Genomic DNA, 23,615 nt, shown 5'->3' on the forward strand with positions numbered 1-23,615 from the left:
CCGATGAGCGCCACGAACCGGCACCCGGCGATACCGGGTCCCGGCCAGGAGTCGGTCTGGGACTACCCGCGCCCGCCGCGGGTGGAACCGAGTCTGGAGCATGTTGTGCTCCGGTTCAACGGCACAGTGATCGCCGATACCAGGGACAGCGTGCGCGTGCTGGAGACCAGCCATCCGCCCACCTACTACCTGCCGAGGGACGCGTTCTCGGCCGGTGTGCTCGCCCCGGTCAACGGGCACAGCTTCTGCGAGTACAAAGGGCTGGCGTCCTACCTCAGCATCGTCGTCGGCGACCGACGGGCCGATGCGGTTGCCTGGCACTATCCCCATCCGGAGGCCGGCTTCGAATCGCTGGCCGGCCGGGTGGCCGTCTACCCCGGCCGGCTCGACGAGTGCACGGTGGACGGCGAACTCGTGCGCGCTCAGCCGGGCGACTTCTACGGCGGGTGGATCACCGACCGGATCGTCGGCCCGTTCAAGGGTGCGCCGGGCACACTGGGCTGGTGAGCGTCGGCACGTCGCCGATTGTGGCGGCCGCCGGCTAGTAGGCTGACAGGGTGTCATTCTCGCTCGCTGAAGTCGCCCGGGTCTCCCATGAACTGTGGCCCCTGTCCGGCGCCGAGGAATGGGATGCGCCGGGTCTGATCAGTGGCGACCCCGCGCGTCGGGTCGATTCCATTCTGCTGGCCGTCGATGTCGTCTCCGAGACCGTCGCGGAAGCGATCACCTCCGGGGCCGACCTGTTGCTGGCCCATCACCCGCTGCTGCTGCGCGGGGTCACCAGCGTCGCCGAAGACCGCTACAAGGGTGCCCTGCTCGCTCGGCTGATCCGTGCCGATTGCGGTCTCCTGGCCGCCCACACCAATGCCGACGTCGTCGAAGACGGGGTCTCCGACGTCATCGCCTCCAGTCTGGGCCTGGTCGACACGCGCCCGATCACGGGTGGACTGGTCCCTGGCACGGGCATCGGTCGGGTCGGCCGGCTCCCGGAGCCCACGACGCTCGGTCTTCTCGCCCGCCGCCTGGCGGCGCTGATCCCCCCGACGGCGACGGGTGTGCGTGTGGCCGGTGGCTATGCCGACACGATCCAGACCGTCGCCCTGTGCGGGGGAGCCGGTGACTCGCTGCTGCGCGAACCTGCCGTGCGCTCCGCCGACGTGTTCATCACCTCCGACCTCCGGCATCACCCGGCGTCGGAGTCCAGGGAACAGTCGATCCTGGCGGGGGTTGGCCCCGCCCTCATCGACGTGTCACACTGGGCCAGCGAATGGCTCTGGTTGGACGTCGCCGCCTCGGCGCTGCGGCAGAGGCTGCCCGGCATCCGCATCGAGGTCAGCGACGTGCGGACCGACCCCTGGGACTTCGCCGTCACCCAGTGAGCCTGGCTCACCCCCGTTCATTTCAACTCCATAATCATGAAGGTCAGGACATTGTGAAGGCATCTCCCACCGAGCAGAAGGAGCTTCTGCGGCTCCAGGCCCTCGACATCAAATTGCAGCAGGTCGAACATCAGGCCAAGGCGTTGCCGCAACACGCCGAGCTCGCAGAGCTGGGCCGCGGACTCGATGCGTCCAAGACGGTCCTGACCGGTCGCGTCGGCGAGGTCGAGGACGCCCAGATCGAATTGCGCCGCATCGAGTCGGATGTCGAGGTGGTCGAGAAGCGCATCGCCCGCGATACCGAGCGCGCCCAGCACACCTCCTCGATGAAGGATGTTCACGCACTGGAGAGCGAACTCACCGCCCTGGGCGCGCGCCTGGCCGCGCTCGAGGAGATCGAACTCGCGGTGATGGAACGTCTCGAGGAAAAGGAAGCGGCCGTCGCTGAGACCGAATCCGAACGCGCCGACGTCGCGGGCCGGGTCGCCGGAATTGAAGCCGACCGCGACGCGCTTCTGGTCGATCTGAACCGCCAGCTGGGCGAGTTGGCCCGGGACCGGGTCGCGATCGTCTCCGCCATCGGCGAGGACCTGTCGGGGCTGTACGAGAAGCGGCGCGTGGCCGGGCGGGGCAACGCGGCGTCCCTGCTCCGCGCCCGCACCTGCAGCGGATGCACCATGACCCTGACGGGCAACGACCTCGAAGAGGTGCGGGCAGCGCCCGCCGACGACATCGTCTTCTGCCCGGACTGCGGCGCCATCCTCGTCCGCACCGAGGAATCCGGCATCTAGAGCAGGCCGCCGCCAGGGCCCGGTTCGGCAACAGGGCCGGGGCGCTGTAGGCTCGACGACGGAATGGGTCGACAAGACGGTCGCGTCATCCGGGCTTTTCACAGCTCGTGATGCCGAGGAACGTCCGGGCTCCACAGAGCAGGACGGTGGGTAACACCCACCCGGGGCAACCCGCGAGACAGTGCCACAGAAAGTAGACCGCCATCGGCGCAAGCCGGCGGTAAGGGTGAAACGGTGGTGTAAGAGACCACCAGCGGCCAGGGTGACCTGGCCGGCTAGGTAAACCTCGTCCGGAGCAAGGTCGAACAGGAAACGCCAAGGCGGCTCGCCGAGTTTCCGGGTAGACCGCTAGAGGGCTGCGGCAACGTAGTCCCGAGATAGATGGCCGTCCATGGTGAAAACCGGGACAAAACCCGGCGTAATAGTCGGCCCATTCCCCTCTCGAACCTGTGAGTTGCGCGGGACCGTGCCGCGGGGGTGGTGCATTCCCAGCCGGTGCTCCTACGCTGGGGCCATGAGCACCCCCGGGTCCACCTCCGATGCCGTCACCACGCACCGCCCGGCCACGGCCTCGTCCGGGGTCTGGCTGCGGTTCAGGGCGCTGCTCGGCCGGTCCCGGACCTGGATCCACGCTCACCCGCGCCTGCGGGCGCCGTATCGGCTGCTCGTCGCCCTCGCCGGGCTGACGGTCATGGTCGTCGGTCTCATCCTGGTGCCCCTGCCGGGACCGGGCTGGCTGATCGTCTTCGTGGGCGTCGCCGTGCTCGGCACGGAGTTCCCCGCTGCCCACCGGGTCACCACGGTCGTCCGACGGCTCGCGCACCGGGTGCGACTCTGGTGGCGGGCGCGTCAGCAGCGCCAGAGCACCCGCGCGTACAGCTAAGCGGAGTCGGCGAGGCCGGAGTCCGCTATGCGGAAACTGGCGCGTGCTTGACGGCCAGGGCGGCTGCGCCCAGGATGCCGGCATTGTTGCGGTGGACGGCCGGGATGATCCGGGTGTTCAGGTGCAGCAGGGGAAGGAAGTTCTCGTGGTGTTTCGATACGCCGCCGCCGACGATGAACAGGTCGGGAGTAAACAGGGACTCCAGCGTGGAGTAGTACTTCTGCAGGCGTGACGCCCACTTCTCCCAGCTGAGGTTGTCCCGTTCCTTGGCCGAGAAGGCCGCGCGGGTCTCGTAGTCCACGCCGTCGATGTCCAGATGACCGAACTCGGTGTTGGGCACCAGGGCCCCGTCGTTGATCAGGGCCGTGCCGATGCCGGTGCCCAGCGTGGTGAGCAGCACGACACCGTCGACACCCTTGGCCGCGCCGAACGTCGACTCCGCGTATCCGGCCGCGTCAGCGTCGTTGACGAAGTGGATGGGCACGCCCAGGCCCTTCTCGAAAAGTTTTTCCGCGGCGAGGCCGATCCACTTGTCGGACACATTGGCCGCCGACATCGTGTGACCGTGCTTGACGACGGCGGGGAAACACACGCCGATTGGCATCTCGCCCGTTCCGGCGGACACCGTTGCCAGGAGCTGGCGGGTGGTCTCGATGATGTCCTGGGGCCGGCCGCCCTTGGGGGTGGGCAGCTTGACGCGGTCGGAGAGCAGGGCCCCGGTGGACAGGTCCACCACAGCCCCCTTGATGCCGGTTCCGCCGATATCGATGCCGATGGCAGTGGTTGAACTCATGATGTCAATCTACCGGCTGCGGCAGCGTCAGGATTTCGGCGCCACGTTCGGTGACCACCAGGGTGTGCTCGAACTGCGCGGTGATGCTGCGATCGCGGGTCAGAACCGTCCAGTCATCCGCCCACATGTCCCAGTCACTGGTGCCGAGGGTCAGCATCGGCTCGATGGTGAACACCATGCCTACCTCCATGACGGTGTCGTATTGCGGTGCGGAGTCATAGTGCGGAATGATCAGGCCCGAGTGGAACGCGTCCCCCACCCCGTGACCGGTGAAGTCGCGAACGACCCCGTAGCCGAACCGCTTGGCGTACGACTCGATGGTGCGGCCGATCACGTTCACCTGCCGTCCGGGTGCCACGGCCTTGATCCCGCGCGCCAGGGCCTCCCGGGTGCGGTCGACGAGCAGGGTGACCTCCTCGGTGGCCTCGCCGACGATGAAGGTGACGTTGGAATCACCGTGCACCCCGTTCTTGTACGCGGTGATGTCGATATTGACGATGTCACCGTTTTCGAGCACGGTGTCGTCAGGAATTCCGTGGCAGATGACCTCGTTGACCGAGGAGCACAGCGACTTCGGGTAGCCGCGGTAGCCGAGCGTGGACGGGTAGGCGTCGTTCCGAATCAGGAACTCGTGGCCGACCCTGTCCAGTTCCTCGGTCGTGACCCCGGGGCGTACCGCACGCCCGACCGCCTGGATCGCGTTCGCGGCGATGCGGCCGGACTCCCGGATCAGTGCGATGCGTTCGGGGGAGTAGACATCGGATCCGGTGAACCGGGCCGGCGCGGTGTGCCCGACATACTCGGGCCGAACGATGTGGGAGGGAACGGAGCGGTGGCTGGACACGGCTCCCGGAACGAGGTGACCGATTGAATCCTTAGGCATAGGATCAACCTTATGGCCGAAGATGCTGATCACCAGTTCTGGTACAACATGCGCACTGGCGCCGTCGAGAAGGGCATGCTGTCGCCGTCCGTCGACAGGGTAGGCCCGTTCTCGACATTCGACGAGGCGACGAACGCCCTCGACAAGCTCCGCGCCAACAGCGCCAAATGGGCCGAAGACGACGAGGCCGAGGACCGCTGAGGCGCACCCGCTCCGGCAGTGTTTACTCGTAGCTGTGTTCGGGGCCCGGATAGGCGCCGGAATCGACGTCGTTCTTGAACGAGTGCACCGCATCGGTGAGGACCGAACGCAGGTTCGCGTACTGCCGCACGAACCGGGGCACGCGTCCCCCGGTCATGCCGGCGAAATCTGTCCAGACCATCAGCTGACCGTCGACGCCGGGCCCGGCCCCGACGCCGATGGTGGGGATCTCCAGGCGTTCGGTGACCTCTGCGGCGACGCCTGACGGCACCATCTCCAGAACGACCGCGAAAGCGCCGGCGTCCTGCACGGCGAGAGCATCCGTGATCAGCTGTTCGGCGCCCGCGCCGCGTCCCTGAATCATGTGTCCGCCCAAACCATGTTCGCTCTGTGGGGTGAAGCCGATGTGCCCCATGACCGGGATGCCGGCAGACACGATCCGCGAGATCTGCTTGCGACTGCGCACCCCGCCCTCCAGCTTCACGGCGTGGGCCTGGGCTTCCTTCATGAAACGCACCGCGGTGTGCAGGGCCTCAGACGGACCGGTCTCGTAGCTGCCGAACGGCATGTCGGCAACGACCAGCGCCCGGGTCACGGCCCTGGCCACGGCGCGGGTCAGTGGGATCAACTCGTCGACGGTGACGGGGAGGGTGGTCTCGTAACCGAAGACGTTGTTCCCGGCGGAATCTCCCACCAGTAGGAAGTCGATGCCGGCCTGGTCGAAAATCTGGGCGGTGAGCATGTCATAGCTGGTCAGGCCCGTGATCGGGATACCTTGCTGCTTCGCGTTCTGAAAATGCCTGGTGCGCACGCGCTTGGGCCCTGCGGTGGCACTGACGTATGGATTCTGCACCTCGACGGCGTTGGCGGCGTCTGGCGTGGGGATCTCTGGCATGTGCCCAAGTGTACTCAGCGGTCGATTCTGAGAGTCATTCGCAGCTGCGATCAGCCGGTTTTCGCCCGCGCGCCGTCGGCAGCCGGTAGCCTAGGGGCAACAAGAAAGGGCGTGGATGGACAAGCAGCGCGACTTCGTTCTTCGGACCATCGAGGAACGGGGCATCAAGTTCATTCGACTATGGTTCACCGATGTGGTCGGCACCCTCAAGTCGGTTGCCATCGCGCCGGCCGAGGTGGAGGGTGCGTTCGCCGAGGGACTGGGCTTCGACGGGTCAGCGATCGAGGGCCTGACGCGCTCGTTCGAGGCCGACGTGCTGGCCCACCCGGACCCCACCACGTTCCAGATCCTGCCCTGGCGGGGCGAGGTCGACCCCACCGCCCGGATGTTCTGCGACATCACCACTCCGGATGGACAGCCCGCCGTCGCCGACCCCCGGAACGTGCTCAAGCGCACCCTGGCGAAGGCCGCCGAACGAGGCTTCACGTTCTACACGCACCCGGAGATCGAGTTCTATCTCCTGAAATCGTCCAAGTTCGGCAAGAACGGACCGGTCCCGGTCGATTCTGCCGGGTATTTCGACAACGTTCCCGGCGGCACGGCGCACGACTTCCGGCGCCGGTCGGTGCGGATGCTCGAGGATCTCGGCATCTCGGTGGAGTTCAGTCACCACGAGGCCGGCCCCGGCCAGAACGAGATCGACCTGCGTTACGCGGATGCTCTCACCACCGCCGACAACATCATGACCTTCCGCACCGTCATCAAGGAGGTGGCGATCGAGCAGGGCGTCTACGCGACGTTCATGCCCAAGCCGCTCTCCGACCAGCCCGGCTCCGGAATGCACACCCACCTCTCGCTCTTCGAGGGCGACACCAACGCGTTCTACGAAGCCGGCGCACAATACCAGCTGTCGACGACCGGACGTCAGTTCATTGCCGGTCTGCTGCGGCACGCGCCGGAGATCACGGCGGTGACCAACCAGTTCGTGAACTCGTACAAGCGCCTGTGGGGTGGCGACGAGGCCCCCAGCTTCGTGTGCTGGGGCCACAACAACCGGTCCGCGCTGATTCGCGTTCCGCTCTACAAGCCCAACAAGGGCCAGAGCTCGCGCATCGAGTACCGGGCGATCGACTCGGCAGCTAACCCGTACCTCGCGTACTCGCTGATGCTCGCCGCCGGGCTCAAGGGCATCGAGGAGGGCTACGAGCTTCCGCCGGAGGCCGAGGACAACGTGTGGGGACTCAGCGACACCGAGCGTCGCGCGCTGGGATACCACCAGCTGCCCGCCAGCCTCGACCATGCCATCCAGTACATGGAGGAGTCCGAGCTGGTCGCCGAGACGCTGGGGGAGCACGTGTTCAACTACGTGCTGCTGAACAAGCGTCAGGAATGGCGAGAGTACCGCTCGCAGGTCACCCCATTCGAACTCAATAAGAACCTCGAGATGCTCTAGGGACTCACCTCAGACAGGTACAGGACATGGCGAGAGAACAGTTGACTCTGACGGACCTCGCTCGGGTGGGCTTCGCCGATCTTGGCGAGGCCCGCGCGCGTCTCGACGAGGTCGGTGAACTCGGCGGGCCTGACCCGTCGGATCTGTTCCCGCTGCTCACCCGGGCTGCGAATCCCGATGCGGCCCTTTTCGCCGTGCTGTCGTTGGTGCGCCAGGCCCCGACCGAGTTCGTGGCGCTCCGGCGGCATCCCGGCGCCCTGCAGCGCCTGGTGCTCGTGTCCGGGGCTTCGACCGGGTTGACCGATTTTTTCCTCCGGCATCCGGCAGAACTCGCGGTGTTGCACGAGAAGACCACCGCCGTGGCCGGGCTCCGTGAGCTGACCGACGACCTGCTCGACGCCGTCCAGTCGAAGGACGGCTTCGCCGAACTCATCGACGACGACGGGTGGGTGGCCCTGCGGGTGCGGTACCGCCGCCGGCTCGCCGAACTGGCAGCCTTCGACCTCGAACAGGCCGACCCCGTGGCCGGACTCGACCGGATCGCCAGGACCCTGGCGCACCTGGCCGCGGCGGCGCTGGAAGCCTCCCTAGCGGTCGCCAGGGGGATGTGCAGCGGCACCGTGGCCGCGCACGGCGTCTATCCCGTTGACGAGGTGCGGCTGACCAAGCTCGCCGTGATCGGAATGGGTAAGGCGGGGGCGGGGGAGCTGAACTACGTCAGTGACGTTGACGTCATCTTCGTCGCCGAGGGCAACGACGACGCCGGGCTCAGCGCCGCCAGGGCGGTGGACATCGCCACCCGGCTCGCGGTCCTGATGATGCGTGGGCTCAACCAGCCCAGCATGGAGCCTGAGCTGTGGGAGGTCGATCCCAACCTGCGCCCCGAGGGCAAGTCCGGCGCCCTGGTGCGTTCCCTCGACTCCCACATCGCGTACTACGACCGCTGGGCCAAGAGCTGGGAGTTCCAGGCGCTGCTGAAGGCACACCCCCTTGCCGGCGACCTGGAGCTCGGCTCCCGCTACGTCGCCGCGGTGGCCCCCAAGGTATGGACCAGCGCCAGCCGGGAGAACTTCGTCGACTCCGTGCAGCGGATGCGCGAACGGGTGACCAGTAACATCCCCGCCGACGAGGTCGCCGTGCAACTCAAGCTGGGCCCCGGCGGTCTGCGGGACATTGAATTCACCGTGCAACTGCTTCAGCTCGTGCACGGCCAGACCGATCCCGACATCCGTCAGCCCGGCACCCTGCCGGCCCTGGCCGCCCTGGCCGATGCCGGCTACGTCGGTCGCGCCGAGGCCGCCGAGTTCGCCCAGGACTACCGGATGCTGCGCCTGATGGAACACCGGCTGCAACTGGACCGGCTGCGCCGAACACACCTGCTGCCCCGCGACGAGTCCGGGCTGCGGGTCCTGGCACGGGCGACGGGCCTGGCCACGAGCGCGGCGGCGCTGACAACCCGGTGGGAGGCCACCAAACACCGGGTGCGCGGCCTGCACGAACGGCTGTTCTATCGGCCGTTGCTCTCCGCGGTCGCCGCCCTGCCCGCTGAGGGCCTGAACCTCACCAGCGCGCAGGCCGAGGCCCGGCTGGCGGCGATCGGCTTCCGCAACACCACGGGCGCCCTGGCCCACATCGCCGCGCTGACCAGCGGTGTGTCCCGGCGGGCGACCATTCAGCAACACCTGTTGCCGGTGCTGCTGCAGTGGCTGTCCGATGGCGCCGACCCCGACTACGGGCTGCTGGCCTTCCGGCGGCTGAGCGACAGCCTCGGTTCCACCTACTGGTTCCTGCGGATGCTCCGGGACTCGTCGGGGGCCGCCGAACGTCTCACCCGGGTGCTCTCGGCGTCGCGGTACGTCGGCGAACTCCTGGAGACCATTCCCGAGGCCGTCGCCTGGCTGGAACACGACAATGACCTGCGCCCCCGCCCGCTCAGCGTGTTGCAGGACGAGGCGCGTGCCGTGCTGGCCAGGCACGGCAGTCCCGACGCCGCCGCGTCCGTGCTCCGCACCAGCCGGCGACGCGAGATGCTTCGCCTGGCGCTGTCGGCCATCCTCGGTCGCATCAGCATTGACGAGCTCGCCGCGGGCCTGACGGATATCTCCACCGTCATCATCCAGGGAATCCTCGGCGCCATCCGTGGTGCCGGTCTCACCGGGGACGACGGTCCGTTCGCTCCGGACGGCATCGAGTTCGCTGTGATCGCCATGGGCCGGTTCGGGGGAGCCGAACTCGGTTTCGGTTCCGACGCTGACGTCATGTACGTCTTCAGGCCCGCTGCCCTCGAGGGCGGTGCGGCCCACGACCGGGCCACCTTCATCGTCCGGGAGCTGAACCGACTCACCGAGGACAACCGGCTGCCGTTCGACCTGGATATCGGCCTGCGCCCCGAGGGCAAGAACGGTGCGGTGGTGCGGTCCATCGATTCCTACCAGGCCTACTACCGCCGTTGGTCGCTCACCTGGGAGGCCCAGGCGCTGTTGCGCGCCCGCGGTGTCGCGGGCGAACCCGCGCTCCTGGAGTCCTTCCACGCCGTGATGGACACTGTGCGGTACCCGGAACAGATCAGTGACCAGGACGTCCGTGAGATCAAGCGCATTAAGGCCCGCGTCGAGAACGAACGTCTCCCGCAGGGAGCCGACCCGAACCGGCACCTCAAGCTGGGCCGCGGCTCGCTGAGCGATGTGGAGTGGTTCGTCCAGTTGCTGCAGCTCCAGCACGCCGCGAGCGTCCCCGCCCTGCGCACGACGTCAACCCTCGAAGCACTCGAGGAGGCCACCCGCGCCGGTTTGGTCACCGAACCGGATGCCGCCGTCCTCCGCGCCGCGTGGCTGTTCGCGTCACGGTGCCGCTCGGCGATCACCCTGTGGACGAACAAGACCGCGGATGTGCTGCCCACTGACAGGATGCAGCTCGACGGCGTCGCCCGCATGATGGAGTACCCGCCGGGTTCGGCGAATCAGCTCGAGGAAGACTACCTCGCGGTGACCCGGCGCGCCCGTGCGGTCTTCGAACGCCGGTTCTATGGACCGGTCGAACGGCCGGGGCCGTTCTCCGGCTGACCTCGACACCGTCGACGACGAAGGGGCCGCAACCTGACGGTTGCGGCCCCTTCGTCGTGCGTTGGGGAGATTAGACCCCGTAGTACAGTTCGAACTCGAACGGGTGCGGGCGCTGCGCGAGGGGCTTGATTTCCTTCTCGCGCTTGTAGTCGATCCAGGTCTCGATCAGCTCGGGGGTGAAGACGTTGCCGGCGAGCAGGAAGTCATGGTCGGCCTCCAGCGCCTGCAGGGCCTCTTCCAGCGATGCGGGAACCTGCGGGATGTTCTTCGCTTCTTCCGGCGGCAGCTCGTAGAGGTCCTTGTCGACGGGCTCGTGCGGCTCGATGCGGTTCTTGATCCCGTCGAGGCCGGCCATCAGCTGGGCGGCGAAGGCGAGGTACGGGTTGCCGGAGGCATCGGGGGCGCGGAACTCGAGGCGCTTGGCCTTGGGGTTGGTGCCGGTGATCGGGATACGGATCGAGGCCGAGCGGTTACCGGCCGAGTAGACCAGGTTGACCGGAGCTTCGAAGCCCGGAACCAGGCGGTGGTACGAGTTGACCGTCGGGTTGGTGAAGGCGAGCACAGCCGGAGCGTGCTTGAGCAGGCCACCGATGTACCAGCGTGCAACGTCGGACAGGCCGCCGTAGCCGGCCTCGTCGTAGAACAGCGGCTTGCCGTCGGCCCAGAGGGACTGGTGGGTGTGCATGCCGGAGCCGTTGTCGCCGAACAGCGGCTTGGGCATGAACGTGGCGGTCTTGCCCCACTCGTGCGCGGTGTTCTTGACGATGTACTTGAACTTCAGCAGGTCGTCGGCCGCGTGCACCATGGTGTCGAATTTGTAGTTGATCTCGCCCTGGCCGCCGGTGCCCACCTCGTGGTGGCTGCGCTCGAGGATGAGGCCGGCGTCCATCAGCTTGAGGCAGATGTCGTCGCGCATGTCGGCGTGCTGGTCGACCGGGCTGACCGGGAAGTAGCCGCCCTTGAACGGGGTCTTGTTGGCGAGGTTGCCGCCCTCTTCCTTGCGGCCGGAGTTCCAGGCACCCTCGCTGGAGTCGACGGAGTAGAAGCTGGTGTGCTGGTTGACCTCGTAGCGCACGTCGTCGAAGATGTAGAACTCGGCCTCTGAGCCGAAGTACGCGGTGTCGCCGATGCCGGTGGAGGCGAGGTACTTCTCGGCCTTCTTGGCCACCTGGCGGGGGTCCTTGGAGTAGATCTCGCCGTTGCGGGGGTTGTAGATGTCGAAGAGCATGATCAGGGTGCGTTCGGCGCGGAACGCGTCGATGTACGCGCTGGTGACGTCGGGGATGAGCTGCATGTCGGATTCGTGGATCGACGCGAAACCGCGGATCGACGAGCCGTCGAACATCTGGCCGACGGTGAAGAAGTCCTCGTCAACGGTCGACGCGGGGATGTTGAAGTGCTGCTGCACACCCGGCAGGTCGGTAAAACGGAGGTCAAGGAACTTGACATCGGTGTCCTTGATGAACGAGAGGACTTCGGACGAATCGCGGAACATGCGGGTTGACTCCAAACGACGTAGGCGTGGGTGACTAGAAATGTCGCACACTGCGGCTTCCCCGACACTATTACGGACGGGTTACTTAAGAATGACGCTTATGTTTCCTCCATGTTACAGAGGGCTCGGTCGGTACACTGATCGGGTGAATTCGACGCCGTCAAGACCCACCACCTTCGGGCAGTTACCGCCCAGCACCTGGCCAGGGGAGCGACTCGGCCTGCCTCGGACCGGACCGCATTCCGTGGGGCGGGTCGGCAGGCGCATCGCGGCGCTGGCCATCGACTGGGCCGTCGCCGTGGCCCTGACCTGCCTGATCTGGGGGTACACCTGGCTCAACTATGACGGCTTCGTGGTCCTGATGGTCTTCGTGGGCCTCCAAGCCCTGCAACTCGCCGTTTTCGGGGGGAGCGTCGGCCACCGCCTGCTCGGCCTGCGAGTGATCGCCCTCACCGGAGGCCGTGCGGGCCTGTGGCGCCCGATCGTCCGGTCGGTGCTGCTGGGTCTGGCCGTTCCCGCCCTGGTCTGGGACTCGGACCAGCGGGGCTTCCACGACAAGATCGCCGGCACCGTCCTGATCAGGCGCTAGTCTCCGGCACGCAGAGAAGGGCACGGGGTTGACCCCGTGCCCTTCGTTGTTCTGGTGGATGCGTGTGGCTAGTTGCCGCGCTGCGGACGGGCCTTGGTGGGGTCGACACCCTTGGGAATCGGCAGTTTCTTGGTCATGGAGTTGAGGCGGTTGTTGACCGCCAGCACTTCGGCCTTGGTCAGGGTCGGCTTGATCTTGGTCAGCCGCCGGGCGAGCTTGTGCAGCGGAACGGCGTCGGCGTCTGGGCCCACGGTGATGACGGTGACCGCGACGTTGCCGCCGACCTTGGCCACCGAACGCTTTTCCTCGTCCAACATGCGGGCGGTGCGGGTGCGCGGTCCCTCGCTGATGAGCACAACTCCACCGCGGCCGACGGCGCGATAGATGGCGTCCTGGGTCTTACCGTTGACGGCGACGGGCATTTCGCTCCCCACCCAGCCGCGCTTCAACGAACTGCGCAGAACGGCGCCGACGGCGCCGGGCTGGCCCTCGATCTGCGAGTACGCGGCCTTCTCTGCACGCCGACCCAGGATGATCAGCATCGCCAGGACGCCGGCGAGCACGCCGGCGACGATCCAGAGGGCGATGGTGAAACCGTTGTCGGGGGTCAGCAACAGCGCAAGGGCCAAGCCGACAACAACAGGGATCAGGAAACCCAGGATCATGAACAGAACGATGTTCGAGTCGTAGCGCCGGGTCATCTGGAAGACCTGCCACATTTGCTTCAAGCGGCCAGGTTCTTTGGGGGTGCGGGGACTCTTGTCCTTGCTTCGTGCCATGGTTCTAAGACTACCCAGTCGGTCGATATCCGCGGAACGGATTTAGGGTCAAACGGCCTGGCTGAAGGCCGCGGTCGCGTCGGCGAGGTGCTGCAGGTGGGCGGGCACCTGGCGTCCGGTGGCCGTCATCGACTGTGCCCAGAGCCGACCGGCCCGGTAGGAGGAACGCACCAACGGTCCGGCGAGGACGCCGAGAAAACCGATCTGCTCCGCTTCGGCCTTGAGGTCAACGAACTCCTCCGGTCGCACCCACCTGGCCACCGGCAGATGCCGGGGGCTCGGCCGCAGGTACTGCGTGATGGTGATGATGTCGGTCCCGGCATCGTGCAGGTCCTGCAGCGCTTGGGACACCTCGGCGCGTTCCTCGCCCATGCCGAGAATCAGGTTCGACTTGGTGATCAGTCCCGCGGCCCGCCCCTGGCTGAGCACGTCGAGGGACCTGTCATAACGGAAGGCGGGACGAATGCGTTTGAAGATCCGCGGGACCGTCTCGACGTTGTGCGCGAAGACCTCAGGGCTGGCAGAGAACACCTCGGCCAGGTGGATCGGGTTGCCCGTGAAATCGGGGACGAGGATCTCGACCCCGGTCCCCGGGCTTTGGAGGTGGATCTGCCGGATCGTCTCGGCGTAGAGCCAGGCGCCCTCATCGGGCAGGTCGTCGCGGGCGACCCCGGTCACCGTCGCGTAACGCAGGTTCATCGCCACCACCGACTCGGCGACCCGGCGCGGCTCGTCGGTGTCGTAGTCTGCGGGCTTGCCCGTGTCGATCTGACAGAAGTCGCAGCGCCTGGTGCACTGGGAGCCGCCGATCAGGAAGGTGGCCTCGCGGTCTTCCCAGCACTCGTAGATGTTCGGGCAGGCGGCCTCCTGGCACACCGTGTGCAGGTTCTCGCTCTTCACCAGATCCTGCAGGTGGCGGTATTCGGGGCCCATCCTGGCGCGAGTCTTGATCCAGTCGGGCTTCCGCTCGATGGGCGTCTCGGCGTTGCGTATTTCCAGTCGCAGCATCCGGCGTCCGTCGGGCGCGGCGGTCATGCCGACACCGCCAGCCGGCTGCGGAAATGGGTTGTGATGGAGTCGACGACGTCCTCGGTGCTGACGTCTCGGCCGAGTACCTGAGACATGGTGGTGACGCCCGCATCGACGATGCCGCAGGCGACAATACGGTCGTACGGTTCGAGCGAGTTGTTGCAGTTGAGGGCGAACCCGTGCATGGTCACACCGTCGGCGACCCGGATGCCGATGGCGGCGATCTTGTCCTCGGCCCCGGCGGGCCCGACCCAGACACCGCTGCGTCCGGGAACCCGTCTGCCGTCGATCCCGAAATCGGCCAGCGCGTCGATGAGGATGTCCTCGAGCAGACGCACGTATCCGACCACGTCGAGAGGTTCGGGCAGGCGCAGGATCGGGTAGCCGATCAGCTGACCGGGCCCGTGCCAGGTGATCCGGCCGCCGCGGTCGACGTCCACGACCGGCGTGCCGTCGGTGGGACGGTCCTCCGGCTGGGTGCGTTTGCCGGCCGTGTACACGGCGGGGTGTTCGAGGAGCAGGACGGTGTTCGGTCGTTGACCGGACACCACCGTGCGATGGACGGCGCGCTGGAGCTCAAGGCCCTCGAAATACGGCACGGAGTTGGCGCTTAGCCCCGCGACGACAAAGTCGAGCATGCGGCAAGTCTAGGGGGTCTCCTCCCCAGCCTGAGCACCGCTCGAGTTTCCGCCAGATTCCCACCGAGGGGAGGGGGCCGCCGGTCCGAACGGCACGGTGGAGTGATGGAGCACAGGCAGATTCCCGCCCGAGAGGAGACCCTGGCCGGGTTCCGGCTGATACGCCGGATCGGCACGGGGAGCCGTTCGATCATCTACCTCGGCCGGGCGCCCGGAGAGCAGGGCCAGGCCCTGAATATGGCACTGAAGGTGTTCGGGCCGGATGCTGACAGGCCGGCGCTCGACCGGCAGGTGCGAGCCACGCTCACAGTGCCGCCGGCGATGCTCGCGCCGTTGCGGGACGTGGCGACGGCTCCCGACGGCCGGCTCTGCCTCGTGCTGGACCGCCTGACCGGTTCGTCGTTGGACCGGCTGCTGGCCGAGCGGGGCACCCTCGGTGCCGGTGAGGTCGTGACCATTGCCGCGACGATCACGGCAGCACTGCAGGCGCTGCACGACGCCGGATTCAGCCACTCCATGATCGGACCTGCCTGCGTACGGTTCGACGGCCGTGGCCGACCGGTGCTTCTCGGGCTGGGCGCGCTGGAGGATCTGCCCGCCGGGGGAGCCGGTGTCGCGCGGCGGCGGGACGACCTCGTGCGCCTGGCGGGCTGTGTGAGATCCATCTGTGACCACCTGGACCCTCAGGCTCCGGAGGCGGCGACGGCGGAGTCGGTCGTGGCCGAGTTCGAAGCCGCGGCCACGGCGCGACCCGTCCCGCCGGATTTGTCCGGCGTGGAATCCGTTCTGTTCGACTGGGCGGCAGCGACAGCCGTCCGGGGTGCGGTACCGGGCACCGTGCCGGCAGATCCCGAGGGACCGGAGGATACCCACGGCCTGGCCGCACCGTCGAGCCGACTGACCAGACCGGCCCGCCCGGCCGGGGCGCGTGAGCCGGCCATCCGAGCCCGCGGGCGACTGGCGGGTGCAGAGCGTGGAAGCGCGGCGAAGCCGACAGGGCGGTTGGAGCGGGAGGTGCGGCGTGGGCTGGCCGGATGCCGGTCAGGGCTGCGAATCGTGAATGCTCGGTCGCGGGCGGGCGCTCGGTGGCTGCAGGCGCTGCTGCGGAACCGGAGTCGAGCACGGCCGGTCATCGTCGGTGTCTGCCTCGCGGTGGTGCTGGCCGCCGGAGGCCTTGCCGCGCTGTCCCCAGCCGAGTCCCCGGCCGAGTCCCCGGTGGTCGCCGGGGACGCCGGCGACCTGTCGGCGCCCGCGACGCGGTCCTCGCCACCGGGTGCCGACGCGACCGCGGGGCCGGGAGGCGACGGGCCGGCAGGCGCCGACGGATCTGCAGCGACTCTCGTGTCTGACGATCCGGCGGCGGCGACCCTGGTCCTGCTCGAGCTGCGCGAGGGGTGTTTGGCGGAGGCGTCGGTGCTGTGTCTGGAAAGTGCCGACCAGGCCGGTTCCGTGGCCATGGCCGCCGACTCGTATCAGGCACTTCAGATGGAACCGAGCGCCGACCGCACTGCTGCGGGTTTCACGGCCACCGTGCAGGAGCGCCGTGGCAACGCCGCGCTGATAGTTCTGACGCCGGCGGCCGGCGGTCCCGCGAACACACAACCGGCCTCAGCCCTGGTGATCAAGGGCGAGGCCGGCTGGCGGTTACGCGAACTCTTCGACTACTGACCCGTCTGGCGGGTCTGTGACACTAGATTCCGAGGTTGGCCTCGAATGCGCCGGCTTCCAGACGTGCCTTCATGGTGGTGAGGAAGCGCGAGGCGTCCGCTCCATCGATGATGCGGTGGTCGTAGGACAGCGCGAGGAACACCGTCGAACGAATCGCAATGGAGTCCAGACCCTTGTCGGTCACGACGACGGGCTTCTTGTAGACAACGCCGGTGCCGAGAATGGCGCTCTGCGGCAGGAAGACCACCGGGGTATCGAACAAAGCGCCGCGCGAACCCGTGTTGGTGAGGGTGAACGTGCCACCGGACAGCTCGTCGGGCTTGAGCTTGTTGTCGCGGGTGCGGGCAGCCAGGTCAGCGATCTGGGCGGCGAAACCGGCCAGATCGAGGTCTCCGGCGTCGCGGATGACGGGAGTCAGCAGCCCGCGTTCGGTGTCCACGGCGATGCTCATGTTCTCCTGGCCCGGGTACACGATCGACGTGCCGTCGACGGTCGCGTTGATGATCGGGTTCGCCTTCAGCGCCTCGGCCGCGGCCAGGGCGAAGAACGGCAGGAAGGACAGCTTGTTGCCGGTCTTCTCGTGGAAGGAGACCTTGACCTTGTCGCGGAGCATGGCGACACGGGTGACGTCAACCTCCACGACAGTGGTGAGCTGGGCCGTCTGCTGCATCGACGCTACAGCGCGCTCGGCGACGACCTTGCGCAGGCGGGACATCGGCACGGTGGTTCCGCGCAGCGGAGACACCTCGACCTCGGCGGCGGCCGGAGTCGCGGGCGTAGCCGTGGCGGAGGCGGAGACGATGTCCTGCTTGCGGATGCGTCCGCCGACACCGGTGCCGGTGATGGTGGACAGGTCGACGCCGGCCTCGTTCGCGAGCTTGCGGACGATGGGCGTGACGTAACCGCTGGTGCCGGCGTGGGCGCCACGGGTCGGCTCGGCAGCGGGTGCTGCCGGGGCTGCCGGGGCTGCCGGGGCGGCGGCGGGTGCTGCTGCTACCGGTGCCGGGGCCGCCGGTGCGGGGGCGGGTGCTGCTGCCACGGGTGCCGGGGCTGCGGGTGCAGCAGCGACCGGTGCGGGTGCGGCGGGCGGCGGCTCCACGGCGGCCGGGGCCGGCGGTGCAACGGCGGCAGGCGCCTCGGCGGGCGCCGGTGCCTCTGTCGAGGGAACCTCGGCGACGGGCGCCTCAGCGGCGGGCGTCTCAGCGACCGGAGCTTCGGCCGCCGCAGAGCCGTCGCCGATGGTCACCAGCGGGGTGCCGACCTCGACGGTCTCGTCCTCCTGGACAAGGATGGCTTCGATGATGCCGGCAACGGGGGATGGGATCTCCGTGTCGACCTTGTCGGTCGATACTTCGAGCAGCGGTTCGTCGACTTCGACGCGGTCTCCCACGTTCTTGAGCCAGCGGGTGACCGTACCCTCTGTGACACTCTCACCGAGTGCCGGGAGGTTGACGGATTCGCTCATGCGTTTGTCTCCTTTGAAACCATTAATGTCTGACCAATGTTAGTGAGAATCTGTGTGCCGAAACGGGCTACATCGCGTGCAAAGGCTTGCCGGCCAGGGCCAGGAAGGCCTCGCCGAGTGCTTCGTTCTGGGTGGGGTGCGCGTGCAGCAGCGGCGCGAGGTCCTCAGGGTAGGCCTCCCAGTTGACGATGAGCTGACCTTCGCCGATCAGCTCGCCCACGCGGGCGCCGATCATGTGGATGCCGATGATGGGGCCATCAGCCTCACGGACGACCTTGATCGACCCGGTGGTGCCCAGGATCGAGCTCTTGCCGTTGCCGCCGAGGCTGTACTCGTAGCTGGTGACCTTGTCGGCGCCGAACTTGGCGACGGCCTTGGCCTCGGTGTAACCGACCGATGCGATCTCGGGGTCGCAGTAGGTGACCTTGGGGATGTTCAGGTCGTCGACGACGATCGGGGACAGGCCCGCGATCTCTTCGGCGACGAAGATGCCCTGCTGGAAACCGCGGTGCGCGAGCTGCAGGCCGGGGACGATGTCGCCGACCGCGTAGACGCCGGGGATGTTGGTGGCGAGGCGTTCGTCGGTGATGACGAAGCCGCGGTCCATGGTGATGCCGGCCTCTTCGAAGCCGAGACCAGCGGTGGACGGGCCGCGACCGACGGCGACGAGCAGCAGCTCGGCCTCGATCGTGGTGCCGTTCTCCAGCGTGACGACGACGCCGGAGTCATCCTGCGTGACCGACTGGAAACGCACGCCGAGGGAGAATTCGATGCCGCGCTTGCGGAACGCCCGCTCGAGCTGCTTCGACACCGACTCCTCTTCGTTGGGAGCGAGGTGCGGAAGGGCCTCGATGATCGTGACGTCGGCGCCGAAGGACTTCCAGACGCTGGCGAACTCGACGCCGATCACGCCGCCGCCGAGCACGGCGACCTTCTTGGGAACGTAGTTGAGCTCGAGGGCCTGCTCGCTGGTGATGACGCGACCTTCGATGGCCAGGCCGGGCAGCGACCGGGAGTACGAGCCGGTGGCCAGCACAACGTTCTTGCCGACGATGGTGTCCTCGCCGACCTGAACGGTCGTGGGGGAGATGAGCTTGCCCTCGCCGGCGATGACGGTGATGCCGCGGGCCTTGATCAGTCCCTGCAGGCCACGGAACTTGCTGGCGACGATGCCCTCGCGGAACTTGGTCACGGCGTCGATGTCGATGCCCTCGAAGGAGGTGTTCACCCCGTACTTGGCCGACTCGCGGCTCACGTCGGCAACCTCGGCCGAGTGCAGCAGTGCCTTGGTCGGGATACAACCGACGTGCAGGCAGGTGCCACCGAGCTTGTCCTTCTCAATCAGGCCGACGGTCAGGCCCAGCTGAACGGCACGCAAGGCGGCCGCGTAGCCGCCGCTGCCGCCACCGAGAACTACAAGGTCAAAATTCTGTTCAGACACCCAGATACTCCCTCGTGCATCACATACACTTTCACGGCCCGCCCGACGCACGTATTGCGCGTGGGTAGGCGTTGAACGGCAAGGATTTTCCTGCCTATAAGACCTTACTACTTGCGCGAAAACTCCTCGGCCAGTCGCAACAGGGTCCGCACCGTCACACCGGTCGGACCGGGGGCTGTGAAGCCGAGCCCGCCGCCGACAAGCTGGGCGCTGCCGGCGATGTCCAGGTGCGCCCACGGAATGGTGGTGGTCTCGGCGCCCTCGCCTGTGCTGCCGATGAACTCGTTCAGGAAGACCGCGGCCAGGAGCATCCCGCCGCCGGTGTTGCCGATCTTGGCGTTCGCGATGTCTGCGACGTCGGAGTTGAGCAGGGCGCGCAGTTCTTCGGGCATCGGCATCGGCCAGGCGAGTTCACCCTCGGCCTTGCTCGCGGCGAGAACCTGGGCCACGAGGTCGTCGTTGCCCAGCACCGCGGAGTAGCGGGTGCCGAGGGCCACGATGGCGGCGCCGGTCAGGGTTGCGACGTCGATGATCGCGTCGGGGCTCTCTTCACCCGCGGCGACGAGTCCGTCCGCGAGGACCAGCCGGCCTTCAGCGTCGGTGTTGAGCACTTCGACGGTGCGGCCGCCGCGCATGGTCAGCACGTCGTTGGGGCGGATCGCGGACCCGGACGGCATGTTCTCGGCGATACACAGCCACGCCGTGAGCCGCACGGGCAGGCGCAGGCGGGCCGCGGCCAGCGTCACGGCCAGCACGGTGGCGGCGCCGGTCATGTCGTACTTCATGCCCACCATGGATGCCGGCGGCTTCAAGGACAGTCCGCCGGTGTCGAAGGTGATCCCCTTACCCACCAGCGCGAGGTGCTGGGTCGCCTCGATCGGGTCGTAACTGACCTTGACCAGTCGCGGAGGCCGGGTCGACCCCTGGCCCACTCCGGCGATACCGCCGAAGCCGTCGGCGACGAGCTGGTCTTCGTCCCACACCGTCAACGTCACGGGGAGGCCCTCAGCGGCCGCAGCGGCGAGGTTTGCGAGCGATTCGGGATAGAGGTCGAGCGGCGGCATGTTCACGAGGTCCTTCACCAGGCTCACGGCATCGGCCACGATCCCGGCACGGTCGGATGCGTCCTCATCGGCCTGATCCGTGTGCACGGTGATGTCGGTGGCCGGAAGCTTGGTGGCGGCCAAAGACGCCTTGCGATAGGTCGTGAAGGAGTACCCGCCGAGCGCTGCACCCTCCAGAACGGCTGCGGCCTGGTCAGCGTCGGCCAGCGGGAGGGCGAACGCCACCGTGGCGGCGCCGGTGAGCTGGCGCACCGCTGAGCCGGCCGCGTAACGCAGCGACTCCGGTGTGACAACGGAGCCGAGCCCGATCACGGCGATGGTCTTCGCGGCCCCGACGACTGGCGCGAGACGAATCAACTGGTCCTCCGTTCCGGACACGGCGACGGCGGCGAATTGCGCGGCGATCTCCTCGAAGCCCGGGTCGGCGAACAGGGTAGGCCCGTCCTTTCCCTGCACGGCACCGATGACGATGACGTCGGCTGTGGATTCGATGGAGGGCTGTGCGGACACGGAAACGCGGGAAACGGTCATGCCTCGATGCTACGGGGCGGAGTGTTCGCTCTGGGCACCACGGTGTGAGGAGCGATTCTCCGACAGCGGGCGAATCGTCCGCTTAGAGTTAATGGATGCGCGATCCTGATGAAATCTATACGCTCACTTCGGACGCCGCAGGCGTTCCAGAAGGGTTGCATCTCGTCGCGGGCCTGACCGGATTCGCGGACGCCGGCGGCGCGGTCTCCCAATTCACCGAATACCTGCTCGCGACCCTCGAGCACGAGGTCATCGCCGAGTTCGACGCGGACCTGCTGCTCGACTACCGGGCGCGGCGACCGATCATCTACTTCGATCAGGATCACCTGACCGACTACCAGCCACCCCGGCTCCGGCTCTACCTGGCCCGGGATGAGATCGGCCAGCCGTTCCTGCTCCTGGCCGGCTTCGAACCTGACTTTCGGTGGGAGCAGTTCACGGCCGCGGTGCTCGATCTCGTGAGCCGCTTCACGGTGTCCTCCACCACGTGGGTGCACGCCATCCCGATGCCGGTCCCGCACACTCGACCCATCGGTGTGACGGTCAGCGGCAATCGCACCGACCTGATCGAGAGCATGTCGGTGTGGCGTCCGCACACCCAGGTGCCGGCCAACGCGCTGCACCTGGTGGAATTCAGGTTGCAGGAAATCGGTGCCTGGACCATCGGATACGTCCTGCTGATCCCGCACTACCTTGCCGACACCGAATACCCGTCCGCCGCCCTCTCTGCCCTGGAGAGCACGAGCGCGTCCACCGGGCTGATCTTCCCCACCGATCGGCTGCGGGAAAAGAACCGCGAGTTCATCGGCCGGATCGACGAGCAGGTGGGGGAGAACCCCGAACTCGCCAAGCTCGTCGGCACCCTCGAAGAGCGCTACGACGCCTACATGGAGGGCAACACTCTGCGGTCGCCGTTGACGGACGAGGACGGCGCGCTGCCGTCCGCGGATGAAATCGCGGCGGAGCTGGAGAAATTCCTCGCGACCCGGCGTGGGCGGGACGACGGCCAGCAGCCCTGACCCGATGCCCACCCGGCGGGCGGCGATGGTCGGGAGGACCGGCTCGCCCGGCTAGATTGAGGCGAGTGAACTCTCGTCGATCCTGGTTGATCTTTTCCTTCGGATCGTTCGTCTACCTGTCCGCCGTCATGCAGCGCACCTCGCTCGGCATCGCGGGAGTGTCGGCAACCGAACGATTCGGCGGCTCGGCCGCCGTCCTGTCCAGCCTGGCCGTGGTGCAGCTGATCGTCTACGCCGCCGCGCAGATCCCGGTCGGCGTGCTGATCGACAGGTTCGGCCCCCGCGTCCTCATGCTCGCCGGTACCGTCCTGATGGTGGCGGGGCAGCTGACGCTTGCTTTCGCCCCGTCGATCACTCTCGCGGTGGCGGGGCGGATGCTGGTGGGGGCCGGCGACGCCGCAATCTTCATCTCGGTGATCAGGCTGATCACCTCCTGGTTCTCCGGGCGTATCGTGCCCCAACTGTCGCAATGGTTCGGCAACATCGGCCAGCTCGGCCAGGTGCTCTCCGCAGTGCCGCTGGCCTGGGTCCTGCACGAGTTCGGTTGGACGCCGGCGTTCCTGGGCGCCACCCTGGTCGCGTTCGTTGCCTTTGTGGTCGTCGTCGTGGGCGTCCGCGACCGGCCGGCCGGGTCGCCGGACCAACCGCGACCGCAGAGCTGGGGGAGCGCCCTGACCCAATTGCGGCACAGTCTCGGCCGACCGGGAACCCAACTCGGCTTCTGGTCCCATTTCGTCACCCAGTCCTCCGGGACGGTCTTCACCCTCCTGTGGGGCTTCCCGTTCATGGTCTACGGTCTCGGCTACGAGTCGAGCATGGCCGCCGCGATGCTCACCATCCCGGTCGCCGCCGGGATGATCTGCGGACCGATTCTCGGCGTGCTGACGGCCCGGCATCCGCTGCGTCGCAGCAATATAGTGCTGGGCATCGTGTCCGTCATGGCAGCGACCTGGGCGGTCGTCCTGCTGTGGCCGGTAGCGCCGCCGTTCTGGCTCATCGTCCTCCTGTTGATCGTGCTGGGCGGCGGCGGCCCCGGCTCGCTGATCGGCTTCGACTTCGCACGCACGTTCAATCCGCAACGCAGCCTCGGCTCCGCCAACGGCGTCGTGAACGTCGGCGGGTTCCTGGCCAGTTTCGTGATGATGTTCCTGATCGGGGTGCTGTTGGACCTGCAGGACGGGTGGCGTCAGGCCCAGGGTGGCGTCAGCGATCTCTACTCGCTGGACTCGTTCCGTTTCGCGTTCACCGTGCAGTTCCTGATCGTCGGCATCGGTGTGGTCATGCTCGTGAGGACCCGGAAACGCACCAGGCGACTGCTGTCCCGCGATGAGGGAATAGAAGTGGCGCCGCTCTGGGTTGAACTCTCTAGAAGGATGAGACGCCGCGGGCGCGGAGAGTGAGAGAGCGTGGCTCGGTTTATACACAATCCGTGCAATAATTGTCAATAGGACCCGTTCTGGTTCCTGGACGCGCCGATCAGTTGTCGGCTGCAATCCCGGGGACTTGACATGGGTCCTAGTACTGCCCAAAAACGTACGGCCCACAAACGTACTGCCC

At 67.3% G+C, this 23,615-nt stretch carries 21 protein-coding genes and 1 other RNA gene; 12 read left to right on the plus strand and 10 right to left on the minus strand.

Going from position 1 to position 23,615, the window contains the following annotated elements; translation table 11 throughout:
* Window positions 1-3 precede the first annotated feature (3 nt).
* The 5 genes from C3B61_RS04975 (at window position 4) to C3B61_RS04995 (ending at window position 3,053) form a co-directional block, all read left to right on the plus strand.
* Window positions 4-507: a DUF427 domain-containing protein gene (locus tag C3B61_RS04975; RefSeq protein WP_088456148.1), complete on the plus strand. Its 504-nt coding sequence runs from the start codon at window positions 4-6 to the stop codon at window positions 505-507.
* A gap of 50 nt (window positions 508-557) precedes the next feature.
* Window positions 558-1,379: a Nif3-like dinuclear metal center hexameric protein gene (locus tag C3B61_RS04980; protein ID WP_088456149.1), complete on the plus strand. Its 822-nt coding sequence runs from the start codon at window positions 558-560 to the stop codon at window positions 1,377-1,379.
* A 53-nt stretch (window positions 1,380-1,432) separates the two neighbouring features.
* Window positions 1,433-2,170 (plus strand): zinc ribbon domain-containing protein, encoded by a 738-nt coding sequence (locus C3B61_RS04985; protein ID WP_103459761.1) that lies wholly within the window; start codon window positions 1,433-1,435, stop codon window positions 2,168-2,170.
* Window positions 2,171-2,234: 64 nt separating this feature from the next.
* Window positions 2,235-2,607, plus strand: an RNA gene (gene rnpB / locus C3B61_RS04990) — RNase P RNA component class A.
* A 77-nt stretch (window positions 2,608-2,684) separates the two neighbouring features.
* Complete coding sequence (locus C3B61_RS04995; RefSeq protein WP_088456151.1) at window positions 2,685-3,053, plus strand: TIGR02611 family protein; 369 nt, start codon at window positions 2,685-2,687, stop codon at window positions 3,051-3,053.
* 25 nt (window positions 3,054-3,078) lie between these two features.
* Here the strand turns inward: C3B61_RS04995 and ppgK are convergent, their stop codons facing one another.
* On the minus strand, window positions 3,079-3,846 hold the full coding sequence (gene ppgK, locus C3B61_RS05000) for a polyphosphate--glucose phosphotransferase (protein ID WP_103459762.1): 768 nt from the start codon (window positions 3,844-3,846) through the stop codon (window positions 3,079-3,081).
* A 4-nt stretch (window positions 3,847-3,850) separates the two neighbouring features.
* Entirely contained in the window at window positions 3,851-4,729 is an 879-nt protein-coding gene (map, locus tag C3B61_RS05005) for a type I methionyl aminopeptidase (protein ID WP_088456153.1), read from the minus strand.
* A 12-nt stretch (window positions 4,730-4,741) separates the two neighbouring features.
* Between map and C3B61_RS05010 the strand changes: the two genes are divergently transcribed.
* Entirely contained in the window at window positions 4,742-4,930 is a 189-nt protein-coding gene (locus C3B61_RS05010) for an SPOR domain-containing protein (protein WP_088456154.1), read from the plus strand.
* Between the two features lie 22 nt (window positions 4,931-4,952).
* Here C3B61_RS05010 and panB read toward each other — a convergent pair whose 3' ends face one another.
* Window positions 4,953-5,825 (minus strand): 3-methyl-2-oxobutanoate hydroxymethyltransferase, encoded by an 873-nt coding sequence (gene panB / locus C3B61_RS05015; RefSeq protein ID WP_103459763.1) that lies wholly within the window; start codon window positions 5,823-5,825, stop codon window positions 4,953-4,955.
* A gap of 115 nt (window positions 5,826-5,940) precedes the next feature.
* On the opposite strand from panB, the gene glnA (C3B61_RS05020) reads away from it, so the two are divergent.
* Together glnA (C3B61_RS05020) and C3B61_RS05025 are read left to right on the plus strand one after the other, a co-directional pair.
* Window positions 5,941-7,278 carry a type I glutamate--ammonia ligase gene (gene glnA / locus C3B61_RS05020; protein WP_066595282.1) on the plus strand — a complete coding sequence of 446 codons (1,338 nt, stop codon included), beginning with the start codon at window positions 5,941-5,943 and terminating at the stop codon, window positions 7,276-7,278.
* Window positions 7,279-7,304: 26 nt separating this feature from the next.
* Window positions 7,305-10,340: a bifunctional [glutamine synthetase] adenylyltransferase/[glutamine synthetase]-adenylyl-L-tyrosine phosphorylase gene (locus C3B61_RS05025; RefSeq protein WP_103459764.1), complete on the plus strand. Its 3,036-nt coding sequence runs from the start codon at window positions 7,305-7,307 to the stop codon at window positions 10,338-10,340.
* Window positions 10,341-10,410: 70 nt separating this feature from the next.
* Here C3B61_RS05025 and glnA (C3B61_RS05030) read toward each other — a convergent pair whose 3' ends face one another.
* The gene (gene glnA / locus C3B61_RS05030) at window positions 10,411-11,835 is read right to left on the minus strand and encodes a type I glutamate--ammonia ligase (RefSeq protein WP_088456157.1); all 1,425 of its coding nucleotides are present in this window, start codon (window positions 11,833-11,835) and stop codon (window positions 10,411-10,413) included.
* A gap of 145 nt (window positions 11,836-11,980) precedes the next feature.
* On the opposite strand from glnA (C3B61_RS05030), the gene C3B61_RS05035 reads away from it, so the two are divergent.
* Window positions 11,981-12,424 (plus strand): RDD family protein, encoded by a 444-nt coding sequence (locus C3B61_RS05035; protein ID WP_241990253.1) that lies wholly within the window; start codon window positions 11,981-11,983, stop codon window positions 12,422-12,424.
* A 68-nt stretch (window positions 12,425-12,492) separates the two neighbouring features.
* On the opposite strand, the gene C3B61_RS05040 is transcribed toward C3B61_RS05035, so the two are convergent.
* From C3B61_RS05040 to lipB, 3 genes are read right to left on the minus strand one after another with little or no spacing between them, the layout of a single operon-like run.
* Window positions 12,493-13,203, minus strand: coding sequence for a DUF4191 domain-containing protein (locus C3B61_RS05040; protein WP_088456159.1), 711 nt, complete (start codon window positions 13,201-13,203; stop codon window positions 12,493-12,495).
* 48 nt (window positions 13,204-13,251) lie between these two features.
* Complete coding sequence (lipA, locus tag C3B61_RS05045; RefSeq protein ID WP_103459766.1) at window positions 13,252-14,238, minus strand: lipoyl synthase; 987 nt, start codon at window positions 14,236-14,238, stop codon at window positions 13,252-13,254.
* Window positions 14,235-14,870: a lipoyl(octanoyl) transferase LipB gene (gene lipB, locus C3B61_RS05050; protein ID WP_103459767.1), complete on the minus strand. Its 636-nt coding sequence runs from the start codon at window positions 14,868-14,870 to the stop codon at window positions 14,235-14,237. Before lipB ends, lipA begins: the two co-directional genes overlap by 4 nt.
* A 105-nt stretch (window positions 14,871-14,975) precedes the next feature.
* Between lipB and C3B61_RS05055 the strand changes: the two genes are divergently transcribed.
* The gene (locus C3B61_RS05055; RefSeq protein WP_103459768.1) at window positions 14,976-16,538 is read left to right on the plus strand and encodes a serine/threonine-protein kinase; all 1,563 of its coding nucleotides are present in this window, start codon (window positions 14,976-14,978) and stop codon (window positions 16,536-16,538) included.
* A gap of 22 nt (window positions 16,539-16,560) precedes the next feature.
* Here the strand turns inward: C3B61_RS05055 and C3B61_RS05060 are convergent, their stop codons facing one another.
* The 3 genes from C3B61_RS05060 to C3B61_RS05070 all read right to left on the minus strand — a co-directional run bounded on the left by C3B61_RS05060 (window position 16,561) and on the right by C3B61_RS05070 (window position 21,039).
* Window positions 16,561-18,003 carry a 2-oxo acid dehydrogenase subunit E2 gene (locus C3B61_RS05060; RefSeq protein ID WP_103459769.1) on the minus strand — a complete coding sequence of 481 codons (1,443 nt, stop codon included), beginning with the start codon at window positions 18,001-18,003 and terminating at the stop codon, window positions 16,561-16,563.
* Between the two features lie 67 nt (window positions 18,004-18,070).
* The gene (lpdA, locus tag C3B61_RS05065; RefSeq protein WP_103459770.1) at window positions 18,071-19,444 is read right to left on the minus strand and encodes a dihydrolipoyl dehydrogenase; all 1,374 of its coding nucleotides are present in this window, start codon (window positions 19,442-19,444) and stop codon (window positions 18,071-18,073) included.
* A gap of 107 nt (window positions 19,445-19,551) precedes the next feature.
* A complete protein-coding gene (locus C3B61_RS05070) occupies window positions 19,552-21,039 on the minus strand; it encodes a leucyl aminopeptidase (RefSeq protein ID WP_103459771.1) in 1,488 nt (495 codons plus the stop codon).
* Between the two features lie 95 nt (window positions 21,040-21,134).
* On the opposite strand from C3B61_RS05070, the gene C3B61_RS05075 reads away from it, so the two are divergent.
* Entirely contained in the window at window positions 21,135-22,058 is a 924-nt protein-coding gene (locus C3B61_RS05075; protein WP_103431800.1) for a proteasome assembly chaperone family protein, read from the plus strand.
* A gap of 65 nt (window positions 22,059-22,123) precedes the next feature.
* Window positions 22,124-23,458 (plus strand): MFS transporter, encoded by a 1,335-nt coding sequence (locus C3B61_RS05080; protein ID WP_103459772.1) that lies wholly within the window; start codon window positions 22,124-22,126, stop codon window positions 23,456-23,458.
* Window positions 23,459-23,615: the final 157 nt, after the last annotated feature.

Source organism: Cryobacterium zongtaii, assembly GCF_002909375.1.
Lineage (GTDB): Bacteria > Actinomycetota > Actinomycetes > Actinomycetales > Microbacteriaceae > Cryobacterium > Cryobacterium zongtaii.